Source organism: Fibrobacter sp. UWB2, from assembly GCF_002210425.1.
Lineage (GTDB): Bacteria > Fibrobacterota > Fibrobacteria > Fibrobacterales > Fibrobacteraceae > Fibrobacter > Fibrobacter elongatus.
The window spans coordinates 46323-65477 of record NZ_MWQK01000003.1 but is presented as its reverse complement, the minus strand read 5'-3'; the positions used below and the strand labels follow the sequence as shown (position 1 = coordinate 65477).

Below are 19155 nucleotides of genomic sequence, written 5' to 3'. Positions count from 1 at the left end.
AATAAAAATGTTCAAAAATTTTGAACAATAGCGGATGGTTTGCCGTTTTTAAGCCAAAAATAGCATTTAGTTAAAATAATTTTACTTATTGGCGTCTGTTACGTCCGAAAACTGATGTCAGAGTGAGTTTTTTCCTAAAAACGCTTCATTCCACGAAAGATTGAATTTAACCTCCATTTTATTAAGGTATATTGTCAACATAAGGTTTGTCCTCTTGGTCAGACCCTTTTTTCGAGTTGAGTGACTATTGATTATGGCTGGATTTAACGAATGTACTAGAGTTCAGGTTCCTGCGGCCCTTCATTTGTGCCGTTTGGGTTACACTTATTTTGCTGAATGTGGCGAGGGAACGTCTGTAGGTAGGCTTGATAAGAACAACAATGTGCTTACTGATGAATTCCTTAAAGCCCTTGTTCGTTTAAATCCGGAGCAAAAGCTCCATGATCTTCAAATTTTTGCGAAGTTTGCGTTGAGCAAGCTTGGCAGCGACGATCTTGGTCGTGAGTTTTACCAGGTGCTTTCTTCGAATTCTGGAATCAAGCTGATTGATTTCGAAAATCCGGAGAACAATACTTGGCTTGTGACGACGGAACTTCCTTGCGAGAATCAGGAGACGGGTGATAGTTTCCGCCCTGACATTACATGCTTTGTGAACGGTTTGCCATTGGCTTTTATCGAAGTGAAAAAGCCGAATAATGCGGAAGGCATTGTTGCAGAGCAATGCCGCACAAACCAGAAACGTTTGCCCAATAAAAGTTTCAGGCGCTTTTTGAACATTACCCAGCTGATGATTTTCAGCAATAATCAGGAATACGACAATGCGAATCGTGTTCCTGTTCAGGGAGCGTTCTACGCCTGCATTGGTAAGCAGAAAGCGTTTTTCAATGTGTTCCGCGAAGAAGACGAAAAGTTCGGCCCCAAGTATCCGTATCGGGAAGTTTCGAAAGATACAGAAAAACTGATTCTTAAGCACAGAAATTGTCTTTCTCTCAAAAGCCATCCGGAGTATGCTACGAATTGCAAGGTGACTACTCCCACGAACCGCATTCTGACTTCGTTGCTGAGCAAGGAACGTTTCTTGTTCCTGCTTCGTTATGGTTTTGCCTATGTAGAAAAGACTGTCGAAAAAGACGACGGCGAAAAGATTAAAACGCTTGAAAAACATGTAATGCGTTACCAGCAACTTTTCGCTTCTTTTGCCATCCGTAAAAAACTGGATGAAGGCATAAAGAGTGGAATTATCTGGCATACGCAGGGCTCCGGCAAGACTGCCTTGGCCTATTACTCTGTAAAGAGTCTTACTGACTATTTTGCGAAAAAGTCTATTCCCGCCAAGTTCTATTTCATCGTGGATAGAATTGACCTGATGGAACAGGCGTGCGACGAGTTTGCCGCTCGTGGACTTGTTGTGCAGACTGTAGAAGACCGCGCACAACTCATGGCAGATATCAAGAATACGCAGCTGGTAAAAAGTGCCGACGGTAGGCTGGAAATCACCGTGGTGAATATCCAGAAATTTGCCGAAGACAAGGCCCCGGTAGATATTTCTGCGGGCTACAACACAAACCTGCAACGAATATTCTTTATTGACGAGGCTCACCGAGGCTACAATCCCGAAGGAGCGTTCCTTGCAAACCTTTTGAGTGCCGACAAACATGCAATAAAGCTCGCCCTTACGGGCACTCCGCTGCTTCGTGAAGAACGTGAATCCTGGCGCGTGTTTGGCGATTACATTCACACCTACTATTACGACAAGTCAATTGCGGACGGTTACACGCTTAAGTTGATGCGTGAACCCATTGAAACCCACTACAAAGAAACTTTGCAGGGGATTCTTGATGAACTTGAAAACAATTCGGCAAACCAGATTCAAGTCAAAAAGAGCGATATCGATAAGGATAAAATCATTGAGCATCCTAAGTATTTGAACGCCTTGCTGGATTATATCATTGATGATTTTACCTCTTTCCGCGTTGAATGTGACGACAAGTCTATTGGTGCGATGATTGTTTGCAAAACTAACGACCAGGCCCGCAAACTTTTTGAGTTGTGGAACGAACGCTACAATTTTGCATTAAGTGTCATTGAGAAAAAGAAAGAAGAAGTCGCAAACATGGCGGCAGAAAAACTGATGCATTACAACGCTTCTTTCTTTGAAAAACCGTTGAAGGCGTCCCTGATTCTCCATGATGAAGGAGACAAGAAGGAACGCAAGGAATACATTGTTGACTACAAGAAGAACATGACGACGGACTTTTTGATTGTCAATAAAATGTTGCTTACGGGTTTTGACGCAAACCGTTTGAAAAAGTTGTATCTTGGTCGCAAACTCGATGGTCACGATTTGTTGCAGGCGCTGACTCGTGTCAATCGTCCATATAAAGATTTCAAATACGGCTACGTGGTGGACTTTGTTGACATCAAGGAAAACTTTGATGCCACCAATGACCGTTACCTGCGGGAACTAAACAAGACTACGGAAGATTCTGGCTTGGAACTTTCCGCTGACCCGGGCCAGGTGATTATTGAAAATCCCGAAGAAGTCAAGCAGCAGATTAAGGAACTGACAGATTTCTTGTGGAATTTCCCTACCGAGAATTACGAGGAATTCCGCGAAGTCATTGATGGAATTGAAGACAAGGAACCTCTGTACCACCTTCGTAAAATTCTTGAAGATGCAAAGGGCCTGGGCAACAGAATCCGTTCTAGCGGGAACGTTGAACTGCAGGACAAGTATAAGAACATGCTGCCCGGCGGCATTCCCGTTTTGTTGCGTGAAGTAGAACGCCGCATTGCGGCCATTAACTTCAAGGAAGGCAACGACCATAGCGAAGATGTGTCGGGCATAATCAATACGATTCTTGATAGTCTGGATTTTGAATTCCGCAAGGGCATTTCAGAAGAACTCAAGATTATCATTAATAGCCTTAGGGAAGAAGCCGAAAAGGTCCGTGCCGAATTTGATGCCAACTTCGATAAGAAAGAAGACAAGTTTGTCAACCTTATTGAAGAATTCAGAAAGTATTTCAGGGAACACGGCTATATTCCTAAAGACAAAACTGAAGCCGAAGGCAGCATTTTCTACCTGAAAGACGTAATGTCTAAAATCAAGGAAATCAATCGCAAGAATCGCGCGCTAAAGTCCCATTACAAGGACGATGAGAAATTTGTCCGCATTCATAAGCGAATTGTAGAAGCAAATGAAGTGCGTGCCCAAAGCGATAAGAAAGAAAGACCCTTGCTTTCTAAGGAAGAATTCGAAATTCAGAAAAGCCTTATTGAAATCAAGGACTCTGCCGACGACCTGTTTGAAAAGAATCCGGGAATTGTGGAAAACGAGGACAAACTCCGTAAGGACATTTTGGGTTGCGTAAGCCACAAGTTCATGGACCTTGATTTGACCGCGAGTCTTGATGACCGCAAATTCATTAGCAACCTGATCTCTAATGAATACATCAATCAGTATAATAGTTATGGAGTGTAAATGAACACCGAAGATCTCAAAGCCAAAACCATAGCCCTTATTGATTCCCTTAAAAGTACGACGGGTGCGTATGGCCTTGCAAATGGCGGCAACGAATACAAGATAATCACAGAGATTTTCCTTTACAAGTTCTTTAACGACAAGTTTGCCTTTGAAGCCAAGAACCAAAAGACTCCTTACAAAAAGCGCTTGAGCAAAGCTGAAAAGTGGGATGTTGAATACGATTCCTTTACCGACGAAGAAGTCGAGGATTTGTTCTCTTACATGGGCGGTGGCGTTCCCTTAATTAAGCCGCATCAGACCTTGAGCCATTTATACAATGCTTCGACTCATGGCGATTTTTCGGCGTTGCTAGATTCCACTTTGGTTGATATCGCGACCTATAACCAGGACCAGTTTTCGGTGGTGACTTCGGGAAAGGCGAAGGTGAATATCTTTGCTGCCGTTACGCCCTATGTCACTGACATTGGTAAGCGCGATGATTTTGCCAAGGCGTTGGTAAAGAACATCGCGGAATTTAACTTTGAAGAAGTTTTTAACGAAAAGTATGACTTTTTCAGCGGCATTTTTGAATACCTGATTAAGGATTACAACAATGCCGGTGGCGGTAAGTATGCGGAATACTTTACTCCCCGAGCAATTGCCCAGGTGATGGCTCAGCTTTTGGTGGATCCCGAAACCGAATACAAGGGCGCAACCTGTTACGACCCCAGTGCTGGTACCGGCACGCTCCTTATGGCGCTTGCGCACCAGGTGGGCGAGGACCGCTGCTCCATTTACAGCCAGGATATTTCGGACAAGTCCAGCGAAATGCTGCGACTGAATTTAATTTTGAACAATCTGGTGGGAAGTTTGCCTAATGTGGTGCAGGGGAATACCCTTTTGGAACCCGCCCATGTAGAAAAGGATGGAAGCCTCAAGAAGTTTGACTTTGTGGTAAGCAATCCTCCGTTTAAGCTTGATTTCCCTGAGTATTCCGACACCCTGGCGGCAGACAGTGTCCGCTTTTGGGCCGGTATCCCCAACAAGGTAAAGAAGGTTGACCCCAACAAACCCAAGATGGCCATTTACACCTGCTTTATCCAGCACGTGATTAATTCCATAAAGGCCGAAGGCAAGGGGGCAATCGTTATCCCTACGGGCTTTATTACCAGCAAGTCCGGTGTTGAAAAGAAAATTCTGGAATACATTACCGACAAGCATATCGTTAGTGGCGTGGTCAGCATGCCGAGTAACGTGTTTGCGAACACCGGAACCAACGTTTCTGTGCTGTTCTTCGACAAATCGCCCAAGAAAGATTCCGACAAGGTGATTTTGATTGACGCCAGCAAACTTGGTGAAGAATACAAGGAGGGCAACAACCAGAAGCGTCGCTTACGCACCGAAGAAATCGAGAAAATTGTAACCACCTTCCGCAAAAAGAAGACGGTGGAAGATTTCTCTGTTGCCGTGACATACAAGGATATCAGGGAAAAGGGCTACAGCCTGAGCGCAGGCCAATACTTTGATATCAAGGTGGAATACGTAGAGATTACCCCCGAAGAATTCAAGGCCAAGATAAAGGGCTTTGCCAAGGAACTGGAAACACTTTCTGCCCAGGGCGTAGAACTTGACAATCAGATTCTCAAGAACCTTAAGGGAATGAAGATTTAAGACCCGCGCTAGTCGAAAGAGAAATTGTATGACTGTGGAAATGAAGAAATATCGATTGGCAGATATTGCTGAAATTGTAATCAGTAGTGTTGACAAGAAAACAAAGCCGGGCGAAAAGATTGTAAGGCTTTGTAATTTTACCGATGTTTACCACAATTGGGCAATTAAACAGTCGGATTATGATTCGTTTATGGTCGCATCCGCAAGTGATAACAACGTAAATAAACTTTCTTTAAAGAAGGGCTTTGTTGCGTTTACTAAAGATAGCGAAACTCGTGATGATATAGGCATTTCGACTTACATCGCCGATGATTTTGATGATGTTGTTCTTGGCTACCATTGTGCTTTGGCAAAGCCAAATGAGAAAATTGTTTACGGCAAGTATTTGAACGCATTTGTGAGTTCCGATTACATTAAAAAGTATTTTGAGCTGAATGCAACCGGAAGTGGAATGCGATTCACTCTTGCAGTATCGACGATGGAAGATATGCCAATCATGTTGCCTAGTTTGAATGTTCAAAAGAAAATAGGAGACATGCTTTCTACTCTTGACAAACGCATTGAAAATCTCCGTGCCCAGAATCGCGTGCTGGAACAAACCGCCAAAACAATCTACGACTACACCTTCCTCCAATGCGCCGGCCACCAAACCACTTACAACAAAACCCTCAACCGCAACATCCCCACAAATTGGGAAGTGAAAAATATGAGTGAGTTGGCGGAGGTTGTAAATGGAGCAACTCCGTCAACTGCGGAAGAAGGTAATTTTGATGGTGGTATTGTGTGGATTACACCTAAAGATTTGTCCGATCAAAAAAGTAAATTCGTTTATTTTGGTGAAAGAACTATATCACAAAAAGGATATGATTCTTGCAGTACGACTCTCGTTCCTGTTAATTCAATTTTAATGTCAAGCAGAGCTCCCATCGGTTTAGTCTCAATTGCGAAATGCGAATTGTGTACTAATCAAGGTTTCAAAACATTTGTTCCAAAATCAGATGATTATACAGAATATTTGTATTACTATTTGTTGACAAATATGAAAAAAATTGAACAACTTGGTTCGGGAACAACATTTAAAGAAGTTTCTAGGGGAAGTTTGACTTCTTTTCCGGTTATTGTTCCTGACAAAAAAACATTAGACGCGTTCAATTCTTCAATTAAACCATTGTTTGAAAAACAATTAGTAAACACAAAACAAATCGAAGCCTTAACCACCCAACGCAACACCCTCCTCCCGCTCCTCATGACCGGCCAAATCGAGGTATAATAATAAGAGAATCTTCATGGCAAATCAAGCACGTAATATTACTCTAAATACAATTAAAAAGTTATATGCTTTGTCTGGTAATAAGTGTGCAAATCCAGATTGCCAAAGAGAATTGATTAAAGATGGAACGCAGCTTGGGGAAATAGCCCATATATGTGCTGCTAGTCCAAATGGGCCTCGTTATGATGCTTCTATGACTGACGATGAGCGTCGAGATTATGCAAACTTGATTCTACTTTGTGGAGATTGTAATAAAATCATTGATGAGAATCCTAAAAAATATCCTGTAGGTTTGCTTCGCGAATGGAAACAGACGCATGAAAGTCGTTTCCAAGACCCTTTTGTGACAATGCAAAATGCGTATCTCAAAAGGCTTGAATGTTGCCCACAACAAGATATTGACATAGAAGAAGACTCCTTCTTTGATGTTAAGCTGATTAACGGGAAAAAAGAAAATTTTCTTTCAAAGCATGTCTTGTCGAATTATATACTCGCGCAAATTGAACAACTTGATTGGAAACGTTTTAAAAATTTGATTGTGAAGGGTGTTGCTGGCATAGGCAAGTCAACGGAAATGAAATATGCCTATAATTCCTTGATTAATATTTTTTCAGATAAGAATAAACATAAAAAGTATCAGTTTTGCCCATATCCTATTTATTTTGAATTAAAAAATTTTCAGGACGATTTAATCATTCCATTAGATGTTGACAATACAATTGTCTTTCTTGACGGCTTTGATGAATTATCCGAATGCAATGCTGTTAAGGTTAAGAAAAAGATAGGGATTATAAAAAATTCTCATCCGAATGTAAGATTTGTGATTGCCGGAAGAGATGCGTCTTTTGACCTTGAATTTGTCAAGGATTCCTTCTGCGAAGAATTAAGGCTGACCTTTGAAATAAATTTAAAAGATGAGAATGATCGCAAACTATACTTTCGATATTTAGACACGCCTCTTTTCTCTTTAGTATTCATTCCGTTTTATAAAAGTCGTGCATTACAGGATGAATATAAAGAAATTAAGAACCTAAAGCTGTTCGTGGAAACAATTATTGAAAGTAAGCTAAAGGACGATAAAAAAAGGAAAGACTATGCAGAAGGTCTCTCAGGGAGACAAACTTCATCATCAAAAATTGATTTTAAAAATCTGAAGAGTTGTTTAGCCGATTTCTGCTATCAGTTGAATTTAAAAGGTGTTCGTCATTTTTCTGAAAAGAATGTTCTCGAAAGTTTTAATAATGACGATATCTCGGAATGTTTCCTAAAGTCGTCCATCATTGAAGAACACGAAGGTAAGTTATCTTTTGTTTCTAATATTTATTACGAATATTTTTTAGCGCTTTATTTTTCCGTCCAAAATTTTTCTGTTATTAGAAGCAAACTGTTTCTTTCCAATGGTAAGGCGAAAGTTCAAGAGATTGTTGTGATTTCGATGTTGCTAAATATCTTGAATAACAAGAGCTCTCTTTATAAAAAAATCGTTAATCAATTATCTAAGCAATCAAGTGCATATGTTCTTTTGACAGATTACGTGACTTTTCCTGCTAAAGATCGTTTTGACTTTTATAAGAAGATTCTTGAGGAATACAACAATAACAAATCGCTCATTTATTATCTCCGTTTTCGTTCTAGCCATAATATTCTTGTAAATATAGGTTCGCTATCCGATAGTCTAATCGAATTGCTTCCAGATGAATTTAAATCAGATGCGATTGAATATCATAGAAAACAAGTTGATACTTTTCTAAAGAATCCTCAGAAGAAAAATTTAGTTGTTTTTGCAAATTCAATTATTTTGCTTGGCTTACACAACCGAAAAATTTGGAATGCAGAACAGCAATTGATTTTAAAACAGCTGTCAATACCTGTAATTAAATTCTTTTTGAATAATCCCTTAGCGAAGGAATTGGACGGATTACTTTCCTTTGAAATTGTTTTGTATTGGTATTTGGAATATGGATGGGCTGATTGCTTTTCTAAAAGTGATTGGCTTGCATTTCTTGTAGCAATTTTGCCTCAAACGCCTAAAGACTTCTATACTATTGGAGATGAATTAGATTTCGAAGTAAAATTAGTGATTTTTAATCTATTCCATAAGAACCCGGTAGTGTTAAATCTACTGAAAGAACTAGCTGTAAAAATCTTAAATACTCAATTCGACAATGGCTCTGCTGGATTTGTACCTTCTAGCATTGATGATGATTATGAGGGCCACCCAATTCATGTTAATCAAGATGTTGTTGATTTTAGCAACTGTTTGAAGGGACTTAATTTAGCGTGCAAAGAAATTTTGGCCATATTCAATGAATCCCCCATAGAAGATAACATATATAAAGTCCGGAGTACAGAACGAGATGATGTTATTGATGGCTTGTGGATTCTTTTAAATAAGAATGCTGAAAAGTTTGATGTCGCTTGTTCCTGTGATTTGTATCGCTTTGTAAAACGATACCTTGATGAGGGACATTTCATGTTCCAGGATAAGATGAATGTTTTTTGTGGCGAGTTGAATGCAAATGCTAAAATAGCCCTGCTCCGTAAAATCCTAGAAGATAAACAATTTGTCGCTGGAGAAAACTCCTGGCATCATTGTTCCGTGATTATAGAATTGTTGGATAATGGAAATGTCGAATATTCTAAAGAGGTTTTGGAACAAATAAAAAGCATCTGCATCAGAAATCATAAACTCATTGTTAGAAATATTGCTTATCAAAAAGAAAAACATCTTTTAAAGACTTATTGTGTCGAAAATGTTCCTACTGTGGATCCTGTATTTGTTGAAGAAAGAACACAACGAATAGCTGCAATAGAAAAATTTGAACACGATAAGCAAGAAATGCTTGCTAAAGAAATCGGAATAATTTGTGATAAGAATGAATTGCTGAAGGAAATCGGTCGAATATTAAAGTATGTGGAGCAAATGATTTCCTGTGGTAATTATCGTAGTGCCTGGGATGTTTTGCATGGGATGACGCTGGAAACTATTGAACATAATATTAAGTGGCCCTATGAAGAAAAATATATAAGAGATGTTTTCTCTGAATTTGCGATTAAATTTATAAAACGAAAAAAGTTTTTAAAAGAAAACTTGATTGATCAGGATGCTGTAAATAAGGAAGTAGACGCGTGTTTTGTGTCTGAATCTATCTTTTGGCGCTATATTTACATTTATTGTCTCTTTGATAAAAAGACTGAGGATGCAAAACAGTTCCTGTCTGACAATAGTGATATTGTTGAGCGAATAAAAGAATCAATGCGGAATGAAGTAACCGGAATTGTCAAACAGTCTGCAGGGGCTTTTTTTGATGTGCAAAATCGCAATAATTGGATGGAACCTTTTCTTTATTACGCAGCCTTGCTCTATGATTCGAAAATTCCGGATTGGTTTGATAAAAATAAAGTAACAGATTTCGTGATATGTGTGGATATTTACCATGATTTACATGAGCTTAAACCGGGAGTATTCACTTTTAAATCGATTTTTGAATGGCTTGAAATACAATGTGGTGTTACGAAGACCGAATTGATTGGAGTATCAATAAAGTGCTTTGAAAAAGTGGCATATGATTCCATTAGGTCTGGGATAATTTATTTCCTTTCGGAAGTTGAAAATGAAAATACTGTTGATTTTATTATAAAGCAAACAAAAACAGAGATAGCTGAGAAGACTGACAATCGTGAGGTTCAGTATGCTTTAGCTCACTTCTGGCGATCAATCAAACTAAATAAAGCTGACGAAATTGCCTCATTTGTTCCTTTTGAAGAATTCGTAATGAAATCAGAGGAATCGTCTTTGGAATTGAATAATGCTTTGATTGATTATTTTTGTGAAAACGCATCGGTTGAACAAAAAAAGAATGTTGTAAAAAAAATAAGCACCTTGGAAGGTCCCCGAAAGCAAGAACTCTTAAGAAACTTAGGAGATGAGTGTGCTATTCGTTGTGTAATAGATGAATATATAAGTGGTGCAAAAGTTGAATCTTATTTGAGCCATTCTTTGTATAAAATTGAAATACTTGATGATAAACTTTTTGAAAAATTTATCAGTTTGTATGAGTACTCAATTGAAATGTCAACTGAAAGACGCAGGATTCTCGGCAACTGGGTTCTTTGTGTAATTAAAGAAAATACTACTGTAAAACGATATGAAGTACTAAAAAAGAGAATCGGGCGGATTATTGAATTACGGAAGGAAAGTGGAGACCATTGGGAAGGCTTGCAAGATATTTTAGATGAAATTGAACAGAAATTGTATGATAATCCCTTAGACGGAAATTATAATCAAAGTACAAAGTGCTGGATTCGTTCGATTCCTAGTCTGTACATTAAGAGATTTTATACTTCCTGTATGATACTTTCTGTTGTTGCTTTAATTATCTGTATTCCTGTATTTGGATGGGATAAAATAGAACCTATAGCGTATATAGTGGGATCCATTGATTTGATTATATCATGGGCTTTGTGCTTTAGAGATGGGGAAATTAAAAGTCCGTTCCAAAGAATTGAAGAGTATTTTGGTTGAAAAGATGATGAATGTTAGGAATGGGTTGCAAGCAACGTAGGGCGAGCGAGAGGAAGGCATTTCCCTCCAAAATAAACCTATGACCAATATTGCTGAACAGTAAAGCCCAAAAGGAAACAAGGTAAAGATTAATGTCTGATGTTTTTGTCATAGGTGCCGGTTGCAGTGTCCTGTATGGATTCCCTACGGGCACTATGCTGATGCAGAAGTTGAAGAATTTCGACTACGGCAGAAAATTTCCTAGAGACCCTAACGACTCAATTGATATTTTCCTAGTTGATTTATATCAAGAGCATTTTGGTTATTCAAGTACAGATAATAAAAGACAATACGGAAAAGATTATGCGTGGGTCTTACCGTACACTGAACATGAAAACTTCTACAATCAATTGATGGATGGGATTGTTCTTCCTTTTTCTCAAAGTATTCGTCATTCAATGATGGTTTCGACGGATGAGTTTCTAAAGAACCGCCTCAGTCAGGAAAAATCAAACGAAGCTGATTTTGGAAAACGTCTGATAGCTTACGAGATCTTGAAGGCGGAACAAGCGTCACGGCTTGGCAATATTGACTGGATTCAGCATTTGCTTTCTCGGATAGACCAGCAATCCAACTGGGACGAAATCCTGAAACAAACGGTGTTCCTTACCTTTAATTATGACCGCGTTCTAGAGTATTGCATCTTCTTGTATCTGACATCGGACAAGCAATATGCAGATGCTGATGCTCATGCTTTCATAAAAGAAATGCAAATACACCATGTCAATGGCTTTATCGGCTCTCTTGAGGAAATTCCCTTTGGTGCTGTAGAAAATGGCAAGTATCAAGAAATTGCCAAGAGGATGGCGACGGTCTGGGAAAAACGTTCGAATCGCGGTGAATCTGAAATAGGAATGTATCAAGGATTCCTGAAAAATGCGCAGAGAGTCTATTTCATGGGCTTCTCTTATATTCCGGATAATCTTGAATCTATAGGAATTGATCGTGGTGCCATAATCATTCGGGAAGCAAAAGTCTATGCAACGGCCATGGGCTTGTCACCTCAGAACCGTCTAAGGATTTCGACGTATTTGGATCTCAAGGATTTTGAAAAAAGAAACGAACCCGAGCCAATGCTCGAGATCGTAATTCGTCGCGCTCCTTTTATGACGGATTTTCAGTATCAACAGGAATATAAACAGAAAGAAAAAATAGCGAAGGAACAAATAAGAAGCAAGCGAATACGCTACGAAAATCGAATCCTCAAAGATGCAAGTGCGGTTGACCTGATTCTTGATTATTATACGCTTCCGTGATAAAGTGCAAATCAAAAGTAAAACCAGATGTAAAATTTTCTTGCCCCTCTTGCCAACTTTTGCGATATTAGGTGCATTACACTCATGCGCGTCATTCCGTAGAAAGGAATGATGCGCTTTTGCTTTATTTGGCTTTGCCGTATTGCAAGGGCGTTCCTAGTAAAAACAATAAACACAGGAGGCCCTATGGCTAAAAAAGAAATTGTCACTTATTCTCAGCAGACTTTCGAGAATATCAAGCACACCGACGAAAATGGAACTGAATTCTGGTATGCAAGGGAGCTGCAAACGGCTCTTGAATATGCCCAGTGGCGCCGTTTTCAAGAATCGATTGTCCGTGCAAAAACCGCCTGTGAGGCCAGCGGGTTGGATGTTGAGGATCATTTTGCCGACGTCGGCAAAATGATAATCCTCGCTAAAGGTGCCCAGCGTGAAATCACCGATATCAAGCTTTCGCGTTACGCTTGTTACCTGATTGTGATGAACGGAGACCCCCGCAAAGAAGTGATTGCCCTGGGTCAAACATATTTTGCTGTTAAAACCCGGCAGAAGGAAATTTCGGACTCTGCGGCACAGCTTTCGGAAGACGAAAAACGCCTGGCGATTCGTGACGAAGTGACCATTCGCAACAAATTCCTTGCCAGTTCTGCAAAGGCGGCCGGTGTTGAAACGCCTGTGGATTACGCCGTGTTCCAAAATCGTGGCTACCAGGGACTTTACAACGGGTTGGGAATGAAGGATATTCACAAGCGCAAGGGGCTCAAGAAAAACGAACAGATCTTGGACCACATGGGGGCCACCGAACTTGCTGCGAACCTGTTCCGCATCACCCAGACAGATGACAAACTCCGTCGTGAAAACATCAAGGGGAAGGAACGGGCAAACGAAACCCATTATGCCGTAGGCAAGAAGGTTCGCCAAACGATTGCGGAACTTGGCGGAACAATGCCAGAAAACCTCCCCACGCCCAAAATCAGTGCCCAAAAGTTGAAACAGGAGCGCAAGAAAGCCGTTGCGAAGAAATGAAAAACGCAGGAGGCCCTATGACAAAATCAGAGAACCTTATAAAGAGCTTGATAGCCCTTCCGCATGAATACGAGTGGTTGGACTTTAAGGAAAGCTGGTTTTCAAAGGATGAAATCGGCGAGTACATTTCGGCGATTTCGAATGGGGCTGCATTGTGTGGCCGCGAATTTGGTTATATCGTGTGGGGAATCCATAACTCAACGCACGAAATCATTGGCACGACTGTAAATTTTGACAAGGACGTTAATCATGAGCCTTACAAGCATTATCTCGCGAGAAATTTAAAGCCGAGCGTTGCTTTTGATGTTGAAAATGTTCAGATTGACGGCAAACGTCTTGTTCTGTTGTCTGTCCCTGCAGCGAAATCCGTCCCAACGAAGTTCCTGTCACAAGCTTTTATCCGAATCGGTTCAAGCAAGGAAAAACTTTCGAAGTTCCCTGAATGGGAGATTCGTCTTTTGAACATTTTGTCTAACGGCATTCCGACGATTGTCGGTATGGCGGCTCCTGATTATGCGCAGGAACTGACTTTTGAAAAACTGTTTATGTATTATGGGGCGAAGGGCGTTGCACTTCGAAAGGAAACTTTCAAGAAGTCGCTCAGGCTCTTGACTGCTGACGGGCGCTACAACATTATGGCGTTGCTGCTTTCGGATGCAAACGACATCCCGATTCGTGTTTCCGTTTTTAGTGGCAAGAGCAAGGCTGATACGCTTTTCTCGGTAAAGGAATACGGAAATTCCTGTATTCTGTATGCGATGGATAAAATTCTGGAATACGGCGATGCAATCAATATCATCCAGGCGGATGAACGGGGACGTATTTCCGAGCGGAAGGATGTTCCTCTTTTTGATTATGAGGCTTTTCACGAAGCAATCTTGAACGCGTTTATTCATAATAAGTGGCTGGGAATGAACGCGCCCATGATTAGTGTTTTTACGGACCGCATTGAGATTCTTTCGCATGGCGGTCTTGGTCTTGAGCAGGATTTGGAGGGCTTTTACAAGGGCGTGAGCATTCCTGTCAATGAAATCCTAGCTTCAATTTTCTTGCAGCTGCGGTTAAGCGAACGGTCGGGACGTGGTGTGCCGAAGATTGTCGAGGCATATGGCCGGGAATCAATCAAGATAGAGAAGAATTTTATTGTGGTGACGATTCCATTCAACAGGATTAATGTGACTCCGTTTGAGTTGAATGAAGGTGCAGACTCTGATAATCCTGAAGGTTCGGTAAAAAGTTCGGTGAAAGGTTCGGTGAAAAGTTCGGTGAAAATTATTGAGATGATGAAAGAAAACCCTGAAATTACTATACCAATGATGGCTGAATCTCTACGGCTGACAACGAGAGCTATAGAAAAGAACGTTGCAAGGTTACAGGCAAAAGGCGTTGTGAAGCGTATAGGTCCCGATAAAGGCGGTCATTGGGAAGTGATAGGATGAAACTCAGCTCCGCCAGTAATCTTCAGCCGAATCTTGCTGACCCGACAAGTACCCGACAAGCTGCCGACAAGTAAACTGCGAACGCATGATAAGTTTTATTCTAATAATCTAAACATCATGAAACTTATTACTCACGGCAAAGGGCGTCGCTGTTTATCAGGGATGATTGTCGACAAGGCGGTATCGCATGCTGCGGCCGCCTTTTTTGTTTGTCTCGAGGATTCCTTTGTCCATGAGGCTCTGGATTTCGCGGAGGGCGGTGTCGTGGCTTGCGTTGAAGAGGGCGGCGGCTTCTTTGGCGGTGAATGGTTGCGCGAGGCGGCCTTCCATGATTTCGTCGATGAGCTGTTGTTCGCGGGCGCTGAACGTATCGTTGGCGTGGGCGTTGCGGAACTGGATGTGGCTGATTGCAGAGGCGAAAAGTTGTTCGCTATCTTTGATGGCGTCTCGCATCATTTGCAGGAACCATAAAATCCATTCGGTGAGGTCACCGCTTGCGGCTTGTGTGCGTGCGAGGATCTTTAAGTATTCGCCTTTGTGAATGTTAATTTGTTTGTTCAGCGCGTATTGGCAATGAGTCGTGTTCTCGGTGCGGGCGAGTTGCATGGCTGTGATGGCACGGGCGAGTCTGCCGTTTGCGTCGGCGAAGGGGCGAATCGTGATGAACCAAAAATGTGCAATTGCTGCTTTAATCACCCCGTCTATATTTGCGCTTTCAAACCACGATAAAAAATTTTCCATTTCGCTTTGGAGGCGTTCCGGGTTCGGACCTGCAAAATGGAGTTGCTTCTCGTCAATGGTTGTTTGCACTTCGCTCGGAACTTCGCGAAACTTTAAGACTTTGTTCTGACCCATTGCGGAATGCCAGTTGAAAAGGCGTTCTTCGGTGAGTGGCTGCGAGGCGTTCTGGATGGCGCCTAGATAGTTCTTGATGTAGTTTTGCGAACCTTTGCTTTTGAGCTCCACTTCGGCGAGTGTGCTTGTCGTGTCAAGCGTGTAGCCGTCGATGGCGTAGTTGGCGACGATGTCTTCGGCGAGGAGTTTTGCTTCGATGTCCTTGAGTCCGCAGATTTGCATGATTCCGATGAGCTTGCCTTCTTCAAGGCGTGTCTGCCCAAGCGCTTGGAGCACCTTGGGAGAATCGAAGCGGAATCGCGTCCAGTCTGGGAATTGGTGGATGTAAAGCATGGTCTTTTCTCAAATATATTTCTTTTTCCGGCGTTATTTGGCGCGCGCGTTTCAATGCTCCGTTGAATTTGATAAATTTAAACTATGCAGAAAATTGAAACTTGGTACAAGGCTGAGGGCAATTGCCCCGATGAAGAATATGAAATTGCAAGCTACCTGCTTTTCGAGGCGGGTGTTGCGACGCTCGAAGAACTCGACCCGGTGACCGCTGGCCACACGGAGTTCTGTTTTTACACGGGCGACAAGGCGGAACGCGACCGCATCGTGGCGGAATTTCCGCAGTACAATTTCAAGGTCACCGAAGAGCCTGCAAAGGATTGGGACAAGTGGTGGCGTGACCGTGCGCAGCCGGTGGCTGTGAGCGAGCACCTTTGGGTGCGTCCACCTTGGGTGGAATTCACGCCGGAAGATCCTGAAGCGGTTGTCTTGGAGCTTGAGGCAAAGACTGCATTTGGAACGGGCGAGCACGAAACGACGAGTAGCTGTGCTGCGCTTATGGAAAACGTTGATTTCAAGGGCAAGACTGTTCTCGACATTGGAACGGGTACGGGCATCTTGGCGATGTTTGCTCGTCGTAAGGGCGCAAGCCTCGCGGTGGGTACGGAAATCGACCCGCTTACGATTCCTTGCATTGCGGAAAATTTTGAACGTAATGGTTTTGGCGAAAGCGACTGCGTGCTCGGTTTCTTGGATGCGTTTAAGGATGGAACGAAGTTCGACGTGATTCTCTGCAACATGATTCGCAGTGAACTTTGGCCGCTTCGCGACGACATCGAAGACTTGCTCACCGAAGGCGGCGAACTGATCATCAGCGGTCAGCTCGAAGTCGAAAAGGATTACATCCTCAAGTGGTTCGAAGAAGCCGGCTTTAAAGTCTCCGTCGAACGCACCAAGGGGGAGTGGTGGAGTGTGCTTGCGCACTCCTAAAACTACTTCTTAAACGATGGCTTCTTGAAGCCTTTACCGTGTGAACGGCGGCTGGCGAGGTTTATCTCGCCGCTGTTGAAGCGGTTCTTGTCTTCGATATTGCGGTGTTCGCGGAACGGCGCATTCTGTTGGTTCCCGCGACGTTCATCAAATACATTGCCTCGGCGGTCAAAGTCGCGACGTTCATCTCGATGGAAGTCGCGGCGATTCTCGCCGAAACGGTTCCCGCGACTTTCACTAAAGCGCTCTTCGCGGAACTGGGATTCGCGCGGTTCCCTTTGCGACTCCCCACGATTCTCGCGGCCTTCGTTAAATCCTCGACTTTCGTACCCGTCGTCTCGCCAGCGATTCTTGACCTTCTCTTTTTTGGGGCGCAACGCATTCGTGCGTTCGTCGCGCTTTTGCATTTCGCGATTGCGGAAGTCTTCGTTTTCTTCGCGTTCCTTGCTCGGGAAGTATTCCTTGCCCTCGGCCATTGCCGTGCGGCTCAGCAGCAAGCGGCTGACCTTACCCATCTTGAGGCGTTCCAAGACTTCTCGCAAGTGCGGGCGGTTTGCCGGAATGTACCAGAAGAAGAACTGCTTCTGGTTTGCTTTTTCTTCGGGCGTTTTCGCGACAAAGAGCGGCTTTCCGTCCGGCGTCATTTCGGCGTAGAACATCTCGGTCGCAATGGTCATCGGCGTTGGTGTAAAGTCTTGCACTTGTTCCAACTGGAAACCCAATTGCTTTGTTTCGAGTGCGAGTTCAGCCATGTCAGCCTCGGTGCATCCCGGATGGCTACTGATAAAGTACGGAATCAACTGCTGCTTTTTGCCGATGCGTTTGCATTCGTCGTCAAAGAATTCCTTGAACTTGTGAAACAGCGTAAAGCTCGGCTTGCGCATCAATTTCAAAACGGCATCGCTTGTGTGTTCCGGAGCGACCTTCAAACGGCCGCTTACATGGTAGTCGATGAGCTCGCGGGCGTATTCTTCGTGGTCCTTGCGGAGTTCTTCGTCATCCGTCTCCTGCAAGAGCATATCGTAACGGACGCCACTTCCGATGAATAAGTGTTTCACTTTCGGGTGGTTGCGCACTTCGCGATAAAGGCTCAAGATTTCGGCGTGATGCGTGTCCATGTTGTCGCAAATCTTGGGCGTGAGGCAGCTTGCACGGGCGCACTTTTGGCAACGGCTCGGGTCGCGGCCACGCATGTTGTACATGTTCGCGCTGGGGCCGCCGAGGTCTGTAATCGTTCCGGCAAAGCCTTCCATGTTGGTGACGATGTCGACTTCGCGCAGAATGCTTTCGCGGCTACGGCTTGCGATGAACTTGCCCTGGTGTGCGTTGATGGCGCAGAAACTGCAACCGCCAAAACAGCCACGGTGCGTGTTGATGCTGAACTTGATCATGTCGAACGCCGGAATGTTGCCGCGTTTTTTGTAGCGCGGGTGCGGCTCGCGGGCGTAGGGGTATTCAAAGCTTTCGTCGAGTTCGCCGTATTCCATCGGCGGGTACGCGGGGTTGATTACCACGGTCTGTTCGGCGACATCTTGCAGAATGCGGTGCTGGAACCACTTGTTGCATTCGATATCCACCCGGCGGCAGTTCTCGATTTGGTTCCTCTTGCTTTCTAGACATTCTTCGTAGCTGTAGAGTCGCAAGTCTTCCCACTTGCTGTTCTTCGGAACGCTTCTCTTGGGCGCCAAGTAGGCGGTTTGCGGAACGGAATTCAGGCTCGAGAACGGAACGCCTTTTTTGAGCAAGCGAACGATTTCTTTCAGCGGCTTTTCGCCCATGCCGTAAACGAGAATGTCGGCCTGCGTATCGAACAGAATGCTCGGCTTGAGTTTGTTGCTCCAGTAGTCGTAATGCGTCACGCGGCGCAAGCTCGATTCGAGGCCGCCAATGAGCAGTGGCACGTCGGGGTAGAGCTTCTTCAAAATTTTTGCGTATGTGTATGTCGCGTAATCTGGGCGGAATCCGGCTTTGTTCCCCGGCGTAAAGGCGTCGTCACTGCGGAGGCGCTTTGCGGCGGTGTAGTGGTTCACCATGGAATCCATGCCGCTCGAAATCGCAAAGAAAAGTCTCGGAGTGCCAAGCTTCTTAAAATCGCGCAAGTCATCGCGCCAGTTCGGCTGCGGCAAAATCGCTACGCGCAAACCCTCATGTTCCAAAAGTCGCCCGACAACCGCATGCCCAAAGCAGGGGTGGTCCACGTAAGCGTCGGCGCTGATGATAATCACGTCAACGTAATCCCAACCGAGTTCGTCCAGGTCTTCTTTGCAAATGGGTAAAAATCGAGGATCGTACATAATGGAACTTATGGGGTTAAAAAGTTTATAAACCTAAAGATAGAAAACGCAAGT

At 43.3% G+C, this 19155-nt stretch carries 10 protein-coding genes; 8 read left to right on the top strand and 2 right to left on the bottom strand.

Annotation, left to right across the window (positions count from 1 at the left end; genetic code table 11):
- Window positions 1-253 precede the first annotated feature (253 nt).
- The 7 genes from B7982_RS06445 (at window position 254) to B7982_RS06415 (ending at window position 14692) form a co-directional block, all read left to right on the top strand.
- Window positions 254-3484 carry a type I restriction endonuclease gene (locus tag B7982_RS06445; protein ID WP_088660054.1) on the top strand — a complete coding sequence of 1077 codons (3231 nt, stop codon included), beginning with the start codon at window positions 254-256 and terminating at the stop codon, window positions 3482-3484.
- Window positions 3485-5137 (top strand): N-6 DNA methylase, encoded by a 1653-nt coding sequence (locus B7982_RS06440; RefSeq protein WP_088660053.1) that lies wholly within the window; start codon window positions 3485-3487, stop codon window positions 5135-5137.
- Between the two features lie 28 nt (window positions 5138-5165).
- Window positions 5166-6407, top strand: a complete 1242-nt coding sequence (locus B7982_RS15010; RefSeq protein ID WP_198953233.1) for a restriction endonuclease subunit S — start codon at window positions 5166-5168, stop codon at window positions 6405-6407.
- Between the two features lie 16 nt (window positions 6408-6423).
- Window positions 6424-10932 (top strand): hypothetical protein, encoded by a 4509-nt coding sequence (locus B7982_RS06430; protein WP_088660052.1) that lies wholly within the window; start codon window positions 6424-6426, stop codon window positions 10930-10932.
- A 131-nt stretch (window positions 10933-11063) separates the two neighbouring features.
- On the top strand, window positions 11064-12227 hold the full coding sequence (locus tag B7982_RS06425) for a hypothetical protein (RefSeq protein WP_088660051.1): 1164 nt from the start codon (window positions 11064-11066) through the stop codon (window positions 12225-12227).
- A 186-nt stretch (window positions 12228-12413) separates the two neighbouring features.
- Entirely contained in the window at window positions 12414-13253 is an 840-nt protein-coding gene (dinD, locus tag B7982_RS06420) for a DNA damage-inducible protein D (RefSeq protein WP_088660050.1), read from the top strand.
- Between the two features lie 17 nt (window positions 13254-13270).
- On the top strand, window positions 13271-14692 hold the full coding sequence (locus tag B7982_RS06415; RefSeq protein ID WP_088660302.1) for an RNA-binding domain-containing protein: 1422 nt from the start codon (window positions 13271-13273) through the stop codon (window positions 14690-14692).
- A 156-nt stretch (window positions 14693-14848) separates the two neighbouring features.
- On the opposite strand, the gene B7982_RS06410 is transcribed toward B7982_RS06415, so the two are convergent.
- The gene (locus B7982_RS06410) at window positions 14849-15880 is read right to left on the bottom strand and encodes a Fic family protein (protein WP_088660049.1); all 1032 of its coding nucleotides are present in this window, start codon (window positions 15878-15880) and stop codon (window positions 14849-14851) included.
- An 84-nt stretch (window positions 15881-15964) separates the two neighbouring features.
- Between B7982_RS06410 and B7982_RS06405 the strand changes: the two genes are divergently transcribed.
- On the top strand, window positions 15965-16807 hold the full coding sequence (locus B7982_RS06405) for a 50S ribosomal protein L11 methyltransferase (RefSeq protein ID WP_088660048.1): 843 nt from the start codon (window positions 15965-15967) through the stop codon (window positions 16805-16807).
- Window positions 16808-16809: 2 nt separating this feature from the next.
- Here the strand turns inward: B7982_RS06405 and B7982_RS06400 are convergent, their stop codons facing one another.
- The gene (locus tag B7982_RS06400) at window positions 16810-19101 is read right to left on the bottom strand and encodes a YgiQ family radical SAM protein (protein ID WP_088660047.1); all 2292 of its coding nucleotides are present in this window, start codon (window positions 19099-19101) and stop codon (window positions 16810-16812) included.
- Between the last annotated feature and the right edge of the window lie 54 nt (window positions 19102-19155).

What these genes read in the sequence shown, in the direction of transcription:
- dinD (WP_088660050.1), top strand. Translation starts at nt 12,414, where the DNA reads ATGGCTAAAAAAGAAATTGTCACTTATTCTCAGCAGACTTTCGAGAAT.
- B7982_RS06440 (WP_088660053.1), top strand. Translation starts at nt 3,485, where the DNA reads ATGAACACCGAAGATCTCAAAGCCAAAACCATAGCCCTTATTGATTCC.
- B7982_RS06415 (WP_088660302.1), top strand. Translation starts at nt 13,271, where the DNA reads ATGACAAAATCAGAGAACCTTATAAAGAGCTTGATAGCCCTTCCGCAT.
- B7982_RS06400 (WP_088660047.1), bottom strand. Translation starts at nt 19,101, where the DNA reads ATGTACGATCCTCGATTTTTACCCATTTGCAAAGAAGACCTGGACGAA.
- B7982_RS15010 (WP_198953233.1), top strand. Translation starts at nt 5,166, where the DNA reads ATGACTGTGGAAATGAAGAAATATCGATTGGCAGATATTGCTGAAATT.
- B7982_RS06410 (WP_088660049.1), bottom strand. Translation starts at nt 15,880, where the DNA reads ATGCTTTACATCCACCAATTCCCAGACTGGACGCGATTCCGCTTCGAT.
- B7982_RS06405 (WP_088660048.1), top strand. Translation starts at nt 15,965, where the DNA reads ATGCAGAAAATTGAAACTTGGTACAAGGCTGAGGGCAATTGCCCCGAT.
- B7982_RS06430 (WP_088660052.1), top strand. Translation starts at nt 6,424, where the DNA reads ATGGCAAATCAAGCACGTAATATTACTCTAAATACAATTAAAAAGTTA.
- B7982_RS06425 (WP_088660051.1), top strand. Translation starts at nt 11,064, where the DNA reads ATGTCTGATGTTTTTGTCATAGGTGCCGGTTGCAGTGTCCTGTATGGA.
- B7982_RS06445 (WP_088660054.1), top strand. Translation starts at nt 254, where the DNA reads ATGGCTGGATTTAACGAATGTACTAGAGTTCAGGTTCCTGCGGCCCTT.